Annotated in this window: 18 protein-coding genes; 16 read left to right on the top strand and 2 right to left on the bottom strand. The window is 65.1% G+C overall.

What is annotated here, in order from left to right; all coding sequences use genetic code 11:
- Nucleotide 1: 1 nt before the first annotated feature.
- From LD110_RS21805 to LD110_RS21750, 12 genes are read left to right on the top strand one after another with little or no spacing between them, the layout of a single operon-like run.
- Nucleotides 2-1,219: a phage tail sheath subtilisin-like domain-containing protein gene (locus LD110_RS21805; protein WP_225502035.1), complete on the top strand. Its 1,218-nt coding sequence runs from the start codon at nucleotides 2-4 to the stop codon at nucleotides 1,217-1,219.
- Nucleotide 1,220: 1 nt separating this feature from the next.
- Nucleotides 1,221-1,706 carry a phage tail protein gene (locus LD110_RS21800; RefSeq protein WP_225502034.1) on the top strand — a complete coding sequence of 162 codons (486 nt, stop codon included), beginning with the start codon at nucleotides 1,221-1,223 and terminating at the stop codon, nucleotides 1,704-1,706.
- A complete protein-coding gene (locus LD110_RS21795; RefSeq protein ID WP_225502033.1) occupies nucleotides 1,681-2,931 on the top strand; it encodes a hypothetical protein in 1,251 nt (416 codons plus the stop codon). Before LD110_RS21800 ends, LD110_RS21795 begins: the two co-directional genes overlap by 26 nt.
- Before the next feature lies 1 nt (nucleotide 2,932).
- On the top strand, nucleotides 2,933-3,691 hold the full coding sequence (locus tag LD110_RS21790) for a hypothetical protein (protein WP_225502032.1): 759 nt from the start codon (nucleotides 2,933-2,935) through the stop codon (nucleotides 3,689-3,691).
- Nucleotides 3,692-3,704: 13 nt separating this feature from the next.
- On the top strand, nucleotides 3,705-5,207 hold the full coding sequence (locus LD110_RS21785) for a phage baseplate assembly protein V (RefSeq protein WP_225502031.1): 1,503 nt from the start codon (nucleotides 3,705-3,707) through the stop codon (nucleotides 5,205-5,207).
- Between the two features lies 1 nt (nucleotide 5,208).
- A complete protein-coding gene (locus LD110_RS21780; protein ID WP_225502030.1) occupies nucleotides 5,209-5,562 on the top strand; it encodes a hypothetical protein in 354 nt (117 codons plus the stop codon).
- On the top strand, nucleotides 5,559-5,993 hold the full coding sequence (locus tag LD110_RS21775; protein ID WP_225502029.1) for a GPW/gp25 family protein: 435 nt from the start codon (nucleotides 5,559-5,561) through the stop codon (nucleotides 5,991-5,993). The genes LD110_RS21780 and LD110_RS21775 overlap by 4 nt, the downstream gene beginning before the upstream one ends.
- Nucleotides 5,990-8,557, top strand: coding sequence for a baseplate J/gp47 family protein (locus LD110_RS21770; protein ID WP_225502028.1), 2,568 nt, complete (start codon nucleotides 5,990-5,992; stop codon nucleotides 8,555-8,557). Before LD110_RS21775 ends, LD110_RS21770 begins: the two co-directional genes overlap by 4 nt.
- Nucleotides 8,550-9,119, top strand: coding sequence for a phage tail protein (locus LD110_RS21765; RefSeq protein WP_225502027.1), 570 nt, complete (start codon nucleotides 8,550-8,552; stop codon nucleotides 9,117-9,119). The genes LD110_RS21770 and LD110_RS21765 overlap by 8 nt, the downstream gene beginning before the upstream one ends.
- Nucleotides 9,116-9,589 carry a hypothetical protein gene (locus tag LD110_RS21760; protein WP_225502026.1) on the top strand — a complete coding sequence of 158 codons (474 nt, stop codon included), beginning with the start codon at nucleotides 9,116-9,118 and terminating at the stop codon, nucleotides 9,587-9,589. The genes LD110_RS21765 and LD110_RS21760 overlap by 4 nt, the downstream gene beginning before the upstream one ends.
- A gap of 1 nt (nucleotide 9,590) precedes the next feature.
- A complete protein-coding gene (locus tag LD110_RS21755) occupies nucleotides 9,591-10,517 on the top strand; it encodes a PASTA domain-containing protein (RefSeq protein ID WP_225502025.1) in 927 nt (308 codons plus the stop codon).
- A 42-nt stretch (nucleotides 10,518-10,559) separates the two neighbouring features.
- Entirely contained in the window at nucleotides 10,560-11,819 is a 1,260-nt protein-coding gene (locus LD110_RS21750) for a pyridoxal phosphate-dependent aminotransferase (RefSeq protein WP_225502024.1), read from the top strand.
- A 4-nt stretch (nucleotides 11,820-11,823) separates the two neighbouring features.
- Here LD110_RS21750 and LD110_RS21745 read toward each other — a convergent pair whose 3' ends face one another.
- Nucleotides 11,824-12,648 (bottom strand): hypothetical protein, encoded by an 825-nt coding sequence (locus tag LD110_RS21745; RefSeq protein WP_225502023.1) that lies wholly within the window; start codon nucleotides 12,646-12,648, stop codon nucleotides 11,824-11,826.
- Between the two features lie 171 nt (nucleotides 12,649-12,819).
- Between LD110_RS21745 and LD110_RS21740 the strand changes: the two genes are divergently transcribed.
- The 4 genes from LD110_RS21740 (at nucleotide 12,820) to LD110_RS21725 (ending at nucleotide 16,077) form a co-directional block, all read left to right on the top strand.
- Entirely contained in the window at nucleotides 12,820-13,635 is an 816-nt protein-coding gene (locus tag LD110_RS21740) for a methyltransferase domain-containing protein (protein WP_225502022.1), read from the top strand.
- A 102-nt stretch (nucleotides 13,636-13,737) separates the two neighbouring features.
- The gene (locus LD110_RS21735) at nucleotides 13,738-14,097 is read left to right on the top strand and encodes a YciI family protein (RefSeq protein WP_225502021.1); all 360 of its coding nucleotides are present in this window, start codon (nucleotides 13,738-13,740) and stop codon (nucleotides 14,095-14,097) included.
- Between the two features lie 69 nt (nucleotides 14,098-14,166).
- Entirely contained in the window at nucleotides 14,167-15,366 is a 1,200-nt protein-coding gene (locus tag LD110_RS21730; protein WP_374200380.1) for an RNA polymerase sigma factor, read from the top strand.
- A gap of 87 nt (nucleotides 15,367-15,453) precedes the next feature.
- On the top strand, nucleotides 15,454-16,077 hold the full coding sequence (locus tag LD110_RS21725) for a LysE family transporter (protein ID WP_225502019.1): 624 nt from the start codon (nucleotides 15,454-15,456) through the stop codon (nucleotides 16,075-16,077).
- A gap of 5 nt (nucleotides 16,078-16,082) precedes the next feature.
- Here the strand turns inward: LD110_RS21725 and LD110_RS21720 are convergent, their stop codons facing one another.
- Nucleotides 16,083-16,532 (bottom strand): hypothetical protein, encoded by a 450-nt coding sequence (locus tag LD110_RS21720; RefSeq protein WP_225502018.1) that lies wholly within the window; start codon nucleotides 16,530-16,532, stop codon nucleotides 16,083-16,085.
- Nucleotides 16,533-16,545 lie beyond the last annotated feature (13 nt).

Genomic DNA, 16,545 nt, shown 5'->3' with positions numbered 1-16,545 from the left:
CATGGCGAACTATCTGGCGCCAGGCGTGTATGTACAGGAAGTGCCCAGCGGTGTCCGGTCCATCGGGCAGGTCAGCACCAGCATCGCCGGCTTTGTAGGAACATCGCCGGACGCGGAAGCCCACAAAGATGAGGTCCGGGTCCTGGACAACTGGACGCAGTTCGTGGACCAGTACGTGGGGAAGGCCAGCGAGGGCACGGCCCTTTCCAACGCGGTGTTCGGCTTTTTCAGTAACGGAGGCAGCCGCTGCTACGTGGTGAACGTGGGCGCCAATGGGAGCCTCACGGGCACTGCGGCAAAGCCCACGGGACTGACTTTGTTCGAGGCGATCGACGATATCTCAATGGTTGCGGCTCCCGGATTCGTGACGGCCGATGATTATGCCGCCATCCAAGCCCACGTGGAACACCCGCTGCGGCAGGACCGCCTGGGCATCCTGGACACCCCTGAAGTGGTGGACGACGTCGGCGCGCTCACCCGCGCGGCGACCTCCGGCATTCCTGCTGGAGACAAAACGGACAAGACAGACAAAGGGACCGGGGAGGATGCATTGGGGGCTCCCCAGTCTCCGGGAGGCTACACGGCGCTTTACTTTCCGTGGATAGTGATGACGGACCCCGTCTCCGGCAAGAAGGTGACCCAGCCGCCGTCGGGCCATATTGCGGGGGTTTGGGCACGGGTGGACGCCAATCGCGGCGTCCATAAAGCACCAGCCAACGAGCCCATCGCCGGTGCCACGGACCTGGTGCGGCGGGTCAGCCGGGGCGAGCAGGAAGTCCTGAACCCGGCAGGCGTCAACTGCATCCGGTATTTCCCTGGTGAAGGCATCCGCATCTGGGGTGCCAGGACCAAGGCGCCTGAAGCCAGCGAATACCGTTACATCAATGTGCGCCGACTGACCAACATGATCAAGGAATCGGTGGCTGACGGCACGCGCTGGGTGGTCTTCGAACCCAACGACCACACGCTCTGGCGCTCCATCCGACGCGACATCGGAGCCTTCCTGACAAACGTCTGGCGGGACGGTGCCCTGCTGGGGACCACTCCTCAACAGGCGTTCTTCGTCAAGTGCGACGAGGAAACCAACCCACCCGAGGTCCGCGACGCCGGGCAGGTGGTCACGTTGATCGGCATCGCTCCCGTGAAGCCAGCCGAATTTGTTGTCTTCAAGCTCATGCAATCCGCGGACGCCACCGAGACAGAAAGCGCAGGTGCCTGAGATGACCACGCAGCCAAACACTCCGGCCGCGCAGCCGGGCAACGTGGTGGACCCCTACCGCGCGTACAACTTCAAGCTGGTCATCCAGGGCGTGGTCCAGGGGCACTTCACCAACGTGGATGGCCTGGGGTTAAAAATCGGCCGTATCCTCTACCGCGCGGGCGGAGAAAACAGCACGGTACGCGTCATCCCCGGGCAGGTCGAATACACCCCGGTCACGCTCCGCTACGGCCTGACGGATTCCACGGAAATGTTGCAATGGCTATTCAAAGCCGTGGATGGCCGCGTGGAACGCCGCAATGTTTCCATTGCCATGCTGAACGACTCCGGTTCAGCAGAAGTCCGCCGCTGGAACCTGCTGGGGGCCTGGCCGTGCGACTGGTTCGGAGCCCCATTGGACGCCCTGGGCAAGGACCTCGCCATCGAGTCACTCAGCATCGCCTACGACCGGCTGGAACTCGATGATGCCCGCGCACCGGCTTCGTAACCGGACGGCACAATGGCTGCGGGGCCTCGCGGACCGACTGGCGCCCCGCGGCGCGGACGGCGCGGCATTGGGCACCGCGCAAGAGCCGGTCTCCGGTCCAGCGGAACGTTCGACGCCGACCCGCACCTTTGATGTGTCCGGCGCTCCCGAGCACTGGGTCGCCCTGCTGCGGGATGCTGGGCTGATCCGCGACCCGGGGCAGGTCCGGGACGCCGGGCAGCCCGACCCCGGGCAGGTCCGGGACGCCGGGCAGCCCGACCCCGGGCAGGTCCGGGACGCGGGGCAGCCCCACCCCGGCATGCCCGCAGATCCTGGGGCCCGAACCCCGGCGTTGCCACCGACGGCCACCGCAGCCCGCGGCACTGCAGCCCGCGGCACTGCGGGCAACGGCACTGAAGGCAACGGACCTGCCCGAGCACGCGCTGTATCCCGCAACCGGCAAGCCGGGACAAGCAGTTCCTTGGGGACAAGCAGTTCTTTAGAGACAGGCAATTCCCTAGCGACAGGCCCGTTTGCCTCACTTCGCCTAGGGGCCCGAGGCCGGGTCAGGGGCGGAGTAGCCTCGGCTGAAGCTGCCACGACGGCAGCCATCGCCCAGCCGAGCTCATCGGAAATGCCCCGGCTTCGCTTACGGCCGCGGGATGCGCCTAGCGGGACCGGGACGTCCCTGCCCGAGACGGCTAATTCGGCGACGGCCTGGCATTCTTCAGGCGGCCTTACCCCCCTTCCACTCGGCTTCGTGTCGGGCCACATCGCCACGCCACTGGAACAATCCCCGGCACCACAGAACCAGCAAGAAGCCGCCGTCGCCGAAGCAATGCCCAGCTCCACAGGTGAACCAGACAAGTATGTCCTTGAAGTGTCGGTTCCTGCCCCGCATCTGCGGGCTGGGCTGCACGCGACCCGCCGCACACAACACGTTGCTACGGCCCGCCCACAGCACGTTGCTACGGCCCGCGCGCCAGGCAACCAAGCGGCGCCTCGCCAGGCCGCCGTCGTCGAATCCTCGGCCTGGACCGAAGGGGTCCAGACCGAAGGGTCCCAGACCGAAGGCGACGGCCACCCCACCCAAGACGGAACTCCGGCTCCCGACGCACCCCTCCCCAGTCCTTGGCCCGAGCTCGCAACCCGCCCGACCGTTCGCCAGATGGCAATCAGCCCTCCGCAACTGGAGTCGGCGTTGGCCCGCGCTGCCCGGTTGAACAACGAGCAATTGGCGGTGTGAGGTGGAGCGAGTCGCCTTCCTGATCGAGGACACGGGTGAGCATCTGGGTTGCTTGCTCAACCCGGAAACTGTGGTGATGTCCCGCACTGCGGGCGTGGAGCCGAGGCGTTCGGCGGGCGGCAAGCTCACGGGCACAGGCTTGGCAGACGATCCCCTGCTATTCACCGGCGGCGGCCACACGGAACTTCGGCTGGACCTGCTTTTCGATGTGGACCTCGCTCCCACGCAGTTGAACGTCCAGGATGTCCGGCAGATGACCCGGCCCATCTGGGCGCTCGCCGAGAACTCGGCGGAGGTGGAACGACAACGCAGGCCACCGTCCGTGCGCTTCGTCTGGGGGCGGGCCTGGAACGTCCCGGGGGTTGTCACCGAGGTAGCCGAGCGCTTCGATCGCTTCGCCTCTGATGGCTCACCGCTACGCTCCTGGATGCGGCTGGTGTTCGTTCGCGTGGGCCAAAGCGCGGATGAGGAAGGTGGCGAGAATTACGAGCTGGCACAGCGGCTGCCACCAGTAGATCTGACGGCCCCGCCGGTGGACACGCTGACGGTTCACGGCGACGGCAGCACGGACCGCTCGCTAGCGGGACCGGAGGGCGTCGAACCGCTTCCGGATGTCCCACCCGGCGAGCTCGGCAGGCTGTCGATGGAGGCATTCGGCACTCCGCTGCTATGGAAACTCCTCCTCGAGTACAACAACATCGACGATCCCGCCCACTTCACCGGCCCGCTGGCCGTGCCACCCCTGGGTGAGGCGCCATGAGGCAGCAGGCATCATGAGGCAGCTTCAGGGACTCCCCGAACTCGTCGTGACGCTGGGACGGCGGCGTTTGAGCACCGCGGAGACGGCGGCGATCGTGTCCGTGCAGGTCGTCTCGGTGCTGGCCCGCCCCACGCAATGTCTACTCACCTGGCGGCCGGGCCCCGGCGGTTCCGTGGACCCGTCACCCGGCGACGCCCTCCGCGTGGAGTTGGGCGGGCGTCGTACTCCGTTGTTCACCGGAGAGGTCACCGTGGTTGAGCAGAGCTACGGCGCCGATCTGTCGAGGGAAATCCGCGTCCGCGCCTACGATGCACTTCACCGGCTCCGGAAAAGGCAGGCCACCAGGCTGCACGCTGATACCGATCTGGCCGGGCTGGCCAAGACCCTGTGCGAAGGGACTGGGCTTACGGTCACGGGCGATGGTCCCCGCCTAGGCCCGGTGTACCAGTGCGCCCGCACGGACCTGAGCGTGCTGGTTGAGCACAGTGCACGCGTTGGCCTGTATCCGGTGGTGGATGGCGACGCGCTCCGTCTCACCGGTTTGGCTGGCGATGGCGAGCCGTTGGACCTGGAGTTGGGTAGCAGCCTGCACTCTGCCGAGGTTGAGCTCAGCCAGGAACCCGCCTTCGCATCCGCCGAGACCCAGGGTTGGCGGGCGGAGGATGCCTCCGTCCACGAAGGGTCTGCCTCTAGCAGCGAAGCCAAATCCGAGGTTTCCGCAGATCCTGTGCTCTCCAGCACCGGCGCTGGCGGAGCTTTGCTCCGTGGCAACGAAGCCTTGGACAGCACTGAACTGGCCCGGAAGTTGGCCCAGGCCGAGTTGGACGTGCGCGCCGCCGGCCAAGTGACCGCCGTCTTTGTGGCCGACGGCGATCCCCGGCTGCGTGCTGGCTGCCGGGTCCGGGTCCGCGGACTGGCCACCCCCTTGGAAGGTACCTACACAGTCACGTCCGCCACTCACCGCATGGACGGCACGGGTTACGAAACGACGCTCACCACGCGGCCGCCGTCGGGCATCCCGGATCGGCAGCCGGATGTTTTTACGCTCGGCGTGGTGTCAGACGTCGACGACCCGGAAGGGCGCGGCCGCGCGAAAGTCCGGCTTCCTGCGTACGCGCCGCTGGAAAGCGGCTGGGCGCCAGTGGTAGCTGCCGGCGCCGGCCAGGACAAAGGCTTGGTGGTTCCGCCCGCACCTGGCGACTCGGTCCTGGTGCTGCTGCCGGCGTCGGACCCTGCCCAGGCCATCGTGATCGGCGGCCTGTACGGCGCCACGCAGTTGCCGGACAGCCGCGTAAACACTGCCCGGGACAGCCGCTACACGTTCCGCACCGCCGATGGCCAGCAGTTAATGTTCGACGGCGGCGCGCGCACCATCAGCTTCACCGACGGGCACGGCTCCAGTGTGGAACTGGGCCCGGAAAGGCTCCGGATCACGGCCGCCACGGACCTGCTCCTCGAGGCACCCGGGAAAGCGATGCGGATCCGGGCCAAGACCGTGGACTTCGAGGAGGGATGACATGCCGGCCAACGGGCTCAAGATCCTCGTGAAGGAAGCCATCCTGCGCTGCGGCCATGACGGCAAAGTGGAAAATGTCCCCTCCCAGGAATGGGTGCGGATTGGTGGCTCACCCGTTTTGGTGGAACCAGATCCACAGGGCCGCGACATCTCCATGTGCCCCAACGTGGGACTGAATATCAAACCGTGCAACAAGACCCTTCCGGTACTGCGTGGGTATTCGGAGTTTGTGCGTATAGGTGGCAAGCCCGTGTGCCTGGACACCGTGGAGGGCTACACCGACGGCACCCCGCCTGGCGCCGTCAAATACACCGTTCGCAGGCCGGGCCAGACCTTCACGGGAGCGGCATCATGAGCGCTCCCAGATATCGTTCTGTTGCGTTCATACACCCGGACTTCGACGCTTCTGCCGGACTTCCAGGACTTCGTGTTACTCCGGCGGGCCGACTTGCAGAGGTCACCGACGCCGCCTCCGTCCGGCAGGCCCTCCTCCTGCTGTTGAGCACCCGTCCCGGCGAGCGCGTCAACCGGCCAAACTACGGCTGCCACCTGTTCCGGCTGGCCTTCGCCCCCGCTGACGACACCACCGCGGGGCTCGCCATCCATTACGTGGCCAGGGCGGTGGAGCAGTGGGAGCCGCGGATAACGGTACTGGCATTGGATGCTTTTCGCCCGGAGGACGACCCCTCGCTGCTTGAGGTCAGGCTTCGGTACCGGGTCAAGACCACTCAGCGGGAAGACCAGTTGGCCATCACGCTGCCCGTCGCTTCCGGAGGTGCTGCATGAGCATTCCAGTCCCCAACCTGGACGACCGCAGCTTCGCGGACCTCGTGGCAGGCGCCCGCGAACGGATCCAGCAGATCGCACCGGATTGGACCGACCTGTCCGTCCACGACCCAGGCATCACCATCGTCGAAGCGTTCGCCTACCTGACGGACACTCTCCTATACCGCCTCAACCGTGTCCCAGACAAGCTCTACGCCGTGTACCTGAACCTGCTGGGAACCAGCCTGTACCCTCCCAGTACGGCGGAAACGATGCTCGAGTTCACCCGTTCCGCCCCCGGCGGGCAGGAGATTCGTATCCCGCGCGGCACCCAGGTCAGTTGCCCGCCCGGCGTGCCCGGCACACCGCAGCCTGTTTTCACAACGACGACGGCGGCCGTCCTCCCTGCCGGGCAGGACAGTGTGCTGGTCCCCGCCGCGGACGTGGCTTTGTATGACGCAATCCCCATCGGCACGGGAACAGGCAGGCCGGGGCAGTCCTTTGTGATCCCCAACGCCCCGATCGTCTCCGGCGCAGGCCTGTCCATCGCGGTCGAAGTTCCCGCCGGAACCTCGCTCAGCAGCGGCGAGGCGGTGCTTGTGGAGGGAAAGCCCTTCCGTTATTGCCAGGAGGTTGAGGCATTCGCTGACGCGCGCCCCGGGGAGATGCCGGTTCGGATCGACCGGAGTGCCGGCGTCGCAATGTTCGCTTGGTGGGACGACAGCAACGCCAGTGCCGGGCTCCCGGTACCGGGACCGGGAGCCCAAGTGCGTGCGTGGTACCGGAGCGGCGGTGGCCAGCGGGGCAATGTGGGAGCGGGAACGCTAACAGTCCTACGCACGCCAGTCGCCGGTGTCCGGGTAAGCAATCCGGAACCGGCCACGGGCGGGAGGGATGGCGAATCGCTGGACAATGCGCTGAGGAGGGCGCCGCAGGATTTCCATGCCCGGGACCGGGCCGTGACAGCACGGGATTACGAGGTTCTGGCCATGCGCCACGGGGGCGTCGCCAGGGCTCGAGCCTTCACGCGGCGTGATCTGTGGGCGTTTGCGCAACCCGGAGAGGTTGAAATTGTGCTGGTGCCTTTTGTGCCCAACCAGGGCACGGTGCGTGCCGCCGACCTACAAGCCCTGGAACGCGACGCTGTCCGCACCGAGGTGGAGGACTACCTCCGCCGCCGCTCCACCGTTGGAGCCGAACCAGTGGTGCGCTGGGGCCTCTATAAGCAGGTGTTAGTGGACGCCAGGGTGGTGGTCCGCCCGGATGAGGACGCCGAGGCGGTGCGGTCGCGGATTGTGGGCAGGCTCTCGGCGGCCATCAGTCCGCTGGCGTCCAGTGCGGCAGGTTATGGCTCCGGATTTGGCAAGCCGCTGCGGGTTTCCAATCTTTATAGGGCCATGGAGGAAGCCGAACCGGGAGTCCAGTACGTGGATCGGGTGCGCCTGGAAGTGGACCAGGTGCCGGATTCGGATGCCTTGGGGCTGGTGCAGGCTGAAGGCCAGGACAATACGTGGTTCGTGGCGCAAGGCGGAACACTCTTCCGCACCACCAACGCAGGCGACGGCTGGGAGGCGTGCGCGGAGTTTTCCGAGCAAACGGTCCGGTCCATCGCACCCTTCAGGTCGCCGGCGGCCGGACGCCAGGGCCCGGAACAGCACCCCGGGATGGTCGCCGTGACCACTGTGGCAGGCACGGGCTCGAAGATCTACATCAGCGAAGACCTTGGCGAGTCGTGGAACAAGGCCGCGGAACTCGGTTTCATCGTTGCCGATCTGTGCTGGGTGGACCGCCAGGGCTCGCCGGTCTTGTTGCTGGCCGGCGAGCGCGGACTCTATGAGCTGGTCACCGGCCCGGGCGCCATTCCCGTCCAGAACGTGGTGGACCAGGGCCAGCCGGACCGCGGGTTCTACGCCGTCGACGCCTTTGTGGACGTTCGCGGCCGCACGGGAGTCGTGGTGGCCGCCGAAGCGTCGGCCGGCGTCTGGCTCTCCCCCGACGCCGGTACGGCCGGCAGCTTCCAGCAGGTCCGGGCGGCCGGGGAAGAGATCCGCTGCATGACCATCCAGTACGACGGCGCGTCAAGCTATATCTGGCTCGGCCGCGCGGTGCCAGAGGGCACCGGGACGGGCTGCCTGCGCCTCAAGATCGACGAACTGGCCAGGACCCAGTTCGATGCCCTGATGAATTCTTGGGAGCAATTCAACGCGGGGTGGACCGGGGGAACGTGTTGGGGTGTGCACGTTATGGGCAACTCGGCGTATGCCGCAACCCAAAGCGGTGGCGTGCTCCGTCTGCAGCTGGGCCAAGCGTCGGCGCAGTGGAGTGTTCCGGACGTGAACTGCGGTTTGCCGCTCCGGGACCGGACCCGCTTTGATCCCGTCCGGGCGGTGTCCGGCCAGCTCCTTCCCGATGGCACGCCCTTGGTTTTGGCGGCGGGCCCGAAGGGCATCTACCGCAGCAGCGACGACACAGCGAGTTGGTCCAGTTGTACTCGTCGGGTGGTGGACGATGTTGTGACCCTCCCGGATACCTGGCTTTTCTGTTCGGGAGACCACCGGATCGAGGTGGTCCATGGCCATGCCTGATTCACTCCCTTCCGCGGTTGCCAGGCTCGACCCCGCTAATTCGCAGCTCTTCAAGGTACTCCCCGAGGTCTTCCAAGTTGCCGCGCAAAGCAGCACTCCCCTGCAGGCATTGCTCGCTGTGGCCGAGGACCTGCAGCAGCCAGTGCGGGACACGCTTGACCACCTCCACACCGTTCCTGACCCTGGCCGCACGCCAACCTCGCTGGTCCCGTTCCTGTCCCGCTGGGTGGACCTGGACTGGCTCACCTTGGCTGGCCCGGACGCGACCGGCGCCGCGACGGCGGGAGTTCCGCTGGATCGGCAGCGGGACCTGATTGCCTGCGCCGCCAATCTCTCCGCCCGCCGAGGGACAGTGGGCGGCCTCACGCGGTTCCTGCACCTCGCCACAGGGGTGCCGGGCTTTGCGGTCGACGCCGTTCCCGGCACTTTCCACATTGTGGTCCGGGTTCCTCCTGCAGCCGCAGATCAGCTGGAGCTCATCCGAAGGATCGTCAAGGGCATAAAGCCTGCCCACGTGACGGACACCGTTGAAGTGGCCGGCGACGACAGGCCAGCCACATGAACCAGGAGAACCGGCGGCCCATCATCATCGCGATTGTCTGTGCGGTGATCGCCATTGCCGTCCTGGTGTTTGGCGTCAGTTGCGGCGGCGGCAACAACGCAGCCGCAAAGGACTGGCAGGGCTTCTTCTCCGGCGCTGGCAAAGGCGGGCGGATCACCGTGGCGGACCTCGCTGTGAATGGGGGCTCGTGCTCGGCCAGCGCCGCGCAGTTGGTGGTTGCCGGATCCTGCACATTTGGCATCAAGGAGTTCGGCGGGCTGTTCAATTTTGGGCCTCCTACCAAGCGCGCGCGTCTGCGCCCGCTACAGCCGGTGACGGTTTCACTGCTCGTGGAGGGCACCAAGACGCAGCAGGACGCGACGGTCGGGGACTCCGTGGACCTAACGTTCGGCACCTCCGGCGGCCAGTTCACCGTAGTGTGCCGAACTGTTGGAAATTGTGTGATTCAGCTGTTGGACGCAGGAGGATGACATGACCACCATCACCATGACCATCAGTTCGCCTGAGGTCCAGCTCAAGGACGGCAAGGGCTCCCTGACTGCCTCGGTGACCAACGGCGGAGCCGCTTCGGAGCGAGTGGTCCTGGGCGCGTTTCCGGCGGACGGCGCCACGCCGCCGTCGAAACCGTACGCCACCATCCCCAATCCGCTGCGCACCATCGCCGCGGGCCTCACCGAACAGTACGTGGTCAACTTCGACGCAACCGGTGCGCCGGAAGGCAAGCACAGCGTGAAGCTGATCGCCTATTCAGCGGACGGCGCGCCGGAAGACTATGCCGACCAAGCCCACATCGTTACGTTGGTGATGCCCAAGCCCGCTGAACCGCCCAAGCCCACGCCCGGTTTCCCCTGGCTGTGGGTCATCATTGGCGGCGTCGCGCTACTCGCGGTGATCGGCGTCGTCGTTTGGTTCCTGTTGAAGGACGTGACGGTGCCGAACGTCGTCGGGAAACCACAGGCCGAAGCGGTCCAGCAACTGAAGGATGCCGGCTTCGCCGTCACCACCAGCGAAACCGAGAACGCCGCCACCACGGGAACAGTGGTCAAACAAACCCCCGACGGCGACAAGTCGGCCGGGCGGGGATCAACCGTAGCGCTGGAGATCGCCACGCCCGTGCGCACCTCGGTGCCGGACGTCCTGGGCATGAGCATCGAAAACGCGCGCGCGGCCTTCACTACTGCGAAGATCAAGCTCGACTTCACGCAGGGCTCGGCATGCCAGACAACGCCCGGGTTCTTCCAGCGATGCATCGTCACCGGCGTGAACCCGGACGTCGGAACCCGGGTAAACCTCAATGCCCTGGTGCTGGTGCGGACTGAACTCCGGTCCAACGTCTTCGACGGGCCTGTGACGAACGTCTGCAAGCTCAATCCGGGAGTCTGCGTCCTGAATCCGTAGGGGTGGCATACTCAGCCAACGCATCCCGTGACAATATTGAGCATGCGTCCGATGCAACACTCCAGCAAACTACAGAACGTCCGGTACGAACTCCGGGGACCGATCCTCCAGGCGGCCAAGACCATGGAGGCCGAGGGGCACCGCATCCTCAAGATGAATCTCGGAGATACCGCGCCGTTTGGGCTGGAGGCGCCGGAATCCGTGGTGGTGGATATGATCCACCATTTGCGGGGAGCCCAGGGGTACAGCGATTCCAAAGGAATCTTCACTGCCCGGACCGCGATCTCGCAGTACTACCAGACCAAAGGCCTCATGACCATCGGCGTCGAGGACATCTTTATAGGCAACGGTGTCAGCGAGCTCATCTCCATGACGCTGCAGGCCTTCATGGAGAACGGCGACGAGGTCCTCATCCCAGCGCCGGACTACCCCCTGTGGACTGCCACTGTCACCCTGACCGGCGGCAAGCCCGTGCATTACCTCTGCGACGAGTCCCAGCAGTGGTGGCCGGACATGGCAGATGTCGAAGCCAAGATCACCAAACGCACTAAGGCGATTGTGATCATCAACCCCAACAACCCCACGGGTGCCGTGTACCCGCGGCACATCCTGGAGCACTTCGCCCAACTCGCTCGCAAACACAACCTGGTGCTGTTCTCGGACGAGATCTACGAAAAGATCCGCTACGAGGACGCCCAGCACATCCACACCGCTTCCGTGGCCGACGACGTGCCCGTCCTGACCTTTAGTGGCCTGTCCAAGGCGTATCGCATGCCCGGCTACCGGGCCGGATGGGTGGCGATCACGGGTCCCCGGGCGGCGACGGCCGAATACCGCGAGTCGCTGGAACTTCTGGCTTCGCTCCGGCTCTGTGCAAACGTCCCCGCGCAGCACGCCATCCAGACGTGCCTTGGCGGCTACCAGAGCATCGAAGAACTGATCCGGCCGGGCGGTCGGCTACGGGAGCAGCGGGACCTGGCCTGGAAGCTGCTCACCGGGATCCCCGGTGTCTCCTGCGTCAAGGCCGCGGGGGCAATGTACCTCTTCCCACGCCTGGACCCTGAGATCTACCCGATCACCAGCGACGAGCGCTTCGTTATGGACCTGCTTCAGGAACAGAAAATCCTCATCTCCCATGGCACGGCGTTCAATTGGCCTTTCCCCGACCACTTCCGCTTTGTCATCCTGCCCGCGGTTGAAGACATCGAGGAGGCCGTCCGGCGGATCGCGACCTTCCTGGCCGGCTACCGCCACCGCGCGGCCATGCCGGCTGCCCATGCCCGCGCCAAGGCACGGCGGTAGGGTCCTAGTCCCCCACCGACCCGCTGACGCGCAGGGCATTGATGATTGCCGGGATCGATGCGATCAACATGATCAGCGCCCAGATCAGGGCGACCACAACAGTGACCAGCGCCCAGAACTGATCGCCGATAGACACCAACGGTCCCGGCAGGAAGCCGTGGATGAGGCCTAGCACCAACTGAAGAATCACGGATAGGGCCAGCAGCAGTACCAGGCCTGTGACCTTGAGGAATTTAGGCTGGCTGATGACCAGCAGCACGCCAAAGACGATCTTCAGAAGCAGGAGAAGCGCTAAAATCGCGGCAGCCTGGCTGGTGGGAAAGCTGCCCCACAAAGCCAGGTAAGCGAGGGCCCCAAAAGGGACAGCCACAAACAGCCCGATCATCAGGAAGAGCTTGGCGAGGGCCAGCAGGGCTGTGACGAACGCAGCCAGGACCCAGAGGAACGTGACAACCAGCGTGACGATGCCCTGGATCCTGCCGTAGAGCCGAAGCTCCAGGATGAGGCTGAGGCCCAGCATCACCACGGTGAAAAGGAGGAGTCCGTCCAGGAACGCCAGAAACCCGATCCCCGCCCCCGGCGGCTGGTTATCCGCCTTCTGCGTTTTGAGGAAAACGTCAGTTGGGACGCCAAGGTTGCTGGCCTCGCCGGCTGATACAGGTTCGACGGCGGCACTCCCTAACAGGAGCGACATGCCGATTTCAGCCAATACAACGAGCAGGAAAACGACAACAGCGGCCACGAAGAATGGCCGACGCAGACTGTCCGGGGACGGCCCCTCACGAAGCCCGCGCGACCACGCCTCAGCACCCAACCATGCGGCGGCCATGGACCAATTGTGGCCACGGGACGGGGTGCGGGCAAGGGATGGCTAGTGCGTACCCGGGAACGGCGCCGGGGAAGCCTGGTCCAGTGAAGAACTTCAGCGTCCATGGCAAAAGCTTAGGAAAAACCGGCTGGAAGGGGCTTTCAATTTCTCCACTAGCGGTAGCGTTTCCCTATGAATGCGCAGAAGCCCGATGACGTTTACACCCACGGCCACCACGAGTCCGTTGTGCGAGCCCATGCTTCCCGGACTGCGGAGAATTCAGCGGCATTTGTGATCCCGCACCTCACGGCGGGGACGTCAGTGCTTGACGTGGGCTGCGGTCCGGGCAGCATCACCTGCGACTTCGCCAACCTCGTTGCTCCGGCCGAGGTCATCGGGCTGGACCGTTCGGCGGACATTGTGGCCCAGGCATCGGACCTCGCCAAGGAACGCGGCGTGAAAAACGTGGATTTCCAAACGGGCAACATCTACGACCTCGAGTTCGCGGACGAAACGTTCGACTTGGTCCACGCCCACCAGGTCCTGCAGCACTTGACGGACCCGGTAGCCGCACTGCGGGAAATGCGCCGGGTGGCCAAGCCCGGCGCCATCGTGGCCGTCCGCGACGCCGACTTCCACGGCATGAGCTGGTACCCGGAAGTCCCGGAACTCGACGAATGGATGGACCTGTACCAGCGCATCGCCCGGAAGAACGGCGCCGAGCCTGACGCTGGCCGGCGGCTGGTGTCCTGGGCACAACAGGCGGGTTTTACCGACGTCGCGCCTTCCAGCAGCAACTGGCTGTACGCCACAGGTCAGCAGCGCCGCTGGCAAGCCCGCGTGTGGGGTGACCGCGTCCTGCATTCCGCCTTCGCGGAACAGGCCTTGGACTACGGCTTGGCGACCCAGGAAGAACTTGAGCGGATCTCCGCAGGATGGCATCGTTGGGGATCCACCGACGACGGCTGGTTCCTCATCCCGAACGGCGAGGTGATCGCCCGGGCATAAATTTTCTCCGGAAATTTCCGGAAGGCATGTAGAAATCCGGACAACAGCTCCGACCCAATAGTGAAGGCACCCACAAGGGAGCCCCTTCCCAAGGAGTTCGAGATGAAATACATGATCATGATGTTCGGATCGGCCGAGGAAATGATGGCCACTGCGGATCCGGAATGGGTTAAGGAAATGATCGGTTTCATGATCCAAATCGATAAGGACCTGCGCGACTCCGGTGAAATGGTGTTCAATGCCGGGCTTGCAGATCCCAGCACGTCCAAGTTGGTGAAACAAACAGACAACGGCGTGATCACCACGGACGGCCCGTTTGCCGAGTCCAAGGAATCCCTGATCGGTTATTGGGTGGTGGACGTGGCCAGCGAGGAGCGCGCCGTCGAGATCTGCTCAAGCATCGTCAAGTACTCTCGCGTCGTGGAACTCCGTCCCGTCCAGGACGCCCCGCCGGAGGTCTAGCGTTTGGCAGCGCCGGACCATGCCGTCGTCGAGGACCTGCTGCGCAATCTCGCGCCGCGGGTCCTCGGCATGCTGGTGCGGCGCTACGGTCAGTTCGACGACTGCGAGGACGCAGTCCAGGAGGCATTGCTCGAGGCCAGCAGGCAGTGGCCGTCCGGCCTGCCGGATAATCCCAAGGCGTGGCTGGCCGCCGTCGCATCCCGCCGGCTGGTAGACCAGTGGCGCAGCGAGTCCGCCCGCCACGCGCGGGAACTTCGGGCCGCGGCGCTTGATTCAGCGGAAGGCGACGACGGCGGCATCGGCCGCGCGGAAGACCTCGCCGACGAGAGCGGTGTGGGGAACGACGACACTCTCAAGCTGCTGTTCCTGTGTTGCCATCCGGCTCTGTCTGCGCCGTCGCAGCTGGCGCTGACGCTCCGGGCTGTTGGCGGACTCACGACGGCGGAAATCGCCAGTGCTTTCCTGGTCCCCGAAGCCACGATGGGACAGCGCATCAGCCGGGCCAAGCACGCGATCCGCCGCGCTGGCGGCCGATTTGAAACTCCCGGACCGGACGAGCGGGAGGCGCGCCTCGCCGTCGTTCTCCACGTTCTCTACTTGATCTTCAACGAGGGCTATGCCGCAAGCTCTGGCCCGTCGCTGCAGCGGGCGGACCTGACCACGGAGGCGATCCGTCTCGCCCGCCTGCTACATCGCCTGGTGCCCGAGGAGCCAGAGTCTTCGGCTCTGCTAGCGCTTATGCTGCTCACCGACGCACGCAAGCCGGCACGGGAACGCCCGGACGGGACACTCGTGCCCTTGGACGAACAGGACCGTTCGCTCTGGAACACCGCGTATGTCCTGGAGGGCACCCAGCTGCTGTCAGCAACGTTGGGCCACGCACGGCCGGGACCATACCAATTGCAGGCCGCGATCGCTGCCGTCCATGATGAGGCAGCAACCGCTGAAGCAACGGACTGGCCGCAGATTGCCGCCCTCTACACCGTTTTGGAGGCTGTGGCGCCGAGCCCAGTCGTCTCGCTTAACAAGGCGGTGGCCGTGGCGATGGTGGACGGCCCCGAGGCCGGGCTGGCCCTGCTGGACGGGCTTGATGAGGGACTCACCGAGACGCACCGACTCGACGCCGTCAAGGCGCACCTGCTGGAAAAGTCCGGCGATCTCATACGCGCAAGGGGGCATTACCTGGCGGCAGCCCGGAAAACCAAGAGCCTGCCGGAGCAACGGTACCTGCTATTTAGGGCGTCGCGGCTGGGGAAGTTGTCCACATAGCGCTGCACTCGCGGCCTGTGATGAGAGTCTCCGATCCTATGGCCCGCTCGCCACATTCTGGTAGTCCTCAGCACATAGGCTTGTCTGATGCAGTTTTCCCTATGGCTCGCCCTCATCGGGGCCGGTGCACTCATCAGTTTTACGCCCGGTGCCGGGGCGATTTTCACCATGAGCACGTCCCTGAACAACGGGTTTCGGCGGACGCTATGGGGAATCATGGGTCTGCAGACGGCGTTGATCGTTCAAATCATCATCGTGGCCTTGGGCGTTGGCGTGCTCGTGGCCAGTTCGCCCGTGATTTTTAACACTATTCGCTACGCTGGCGCCGCGTACTTGGTGTATCTGGGCATCCGACAGTTCCTGCACCGCCCAGACCTGGACAAGGAAAAGATCGACGCGCGCCGCAACGAGCCCGCGCTTTCCATGTACCAACGCGGCATCTGGGTGAACCTGCTCAACCCCAAGGCCATCGTGTTCTTCCTGGCCTTCACGCCGCAGTTCATCCGCCCCGACGAGCCGCTGCTCAGCCAGTACCTGGTGTTCGGCGCCACGGTGGTGGTCATCGACATCATGGTGATGTGGTTCTTCTTCGCCTTGGCGGCACGCTCCTTCCAGCGCTTCACCCATAACGAGCATGGGCAAAAGATCCTCAACCGGGCGTTCGGCAGCCTGTTTGTGCTGGTGGGTGTCCTGCTGGCAGTTATCCACTAGGAGGATCAGAAGAAGTACCCGACGATCGTCGAAAGATAGGCGACCAACAGCAAGGTGCCGGCGGCAAAAACCGTGTGGTACGGCCAGCCGAGGCGTCGGAAGTGGTGTTGGCCGTCCTGCTTGCGCCCTTCGTCCTCTTTGTGCCGCAGGGCCCTGACTGGCGGCAACTGCGTCCGGTGGATGGCCACAGCGACGAACTGAAGGACGGCGGCCGAGAAGGACAGCACAGGCACACCGCGGAACGCCGTTGCGAAAGGCAGCAGGGCCTCCAGCACACAAGCCGCCAGGTTTCCGGTCAGCTGCAGTTGCTCAATGAACTGCCGGGTCCCTGAACTTCGGACCCCGGAACTCCGAGCCCCGGAACCTTCCGCGCCGGCGAACCTGAGCCGCCCCGCTATGGCCAGCGACGCGCCAACAACGGCTACTGCCACAATGATGAGGAATCTTTCCAGCATCGGCACCATCGCT

Source organism: Arthrobacter sp. M4 (genome assembly GCF_020251205.1).
GTDB lineage: Bacteria > Actinomycetota > Actinomycetes > Actinomycetales > Micrococcaceae > Arthrobacter.
The sequence above is the reverse complement of the archived record's forward strand: the minus strand, read 5'-3'. Positions and strand labels throughout refer to the sequence as shown.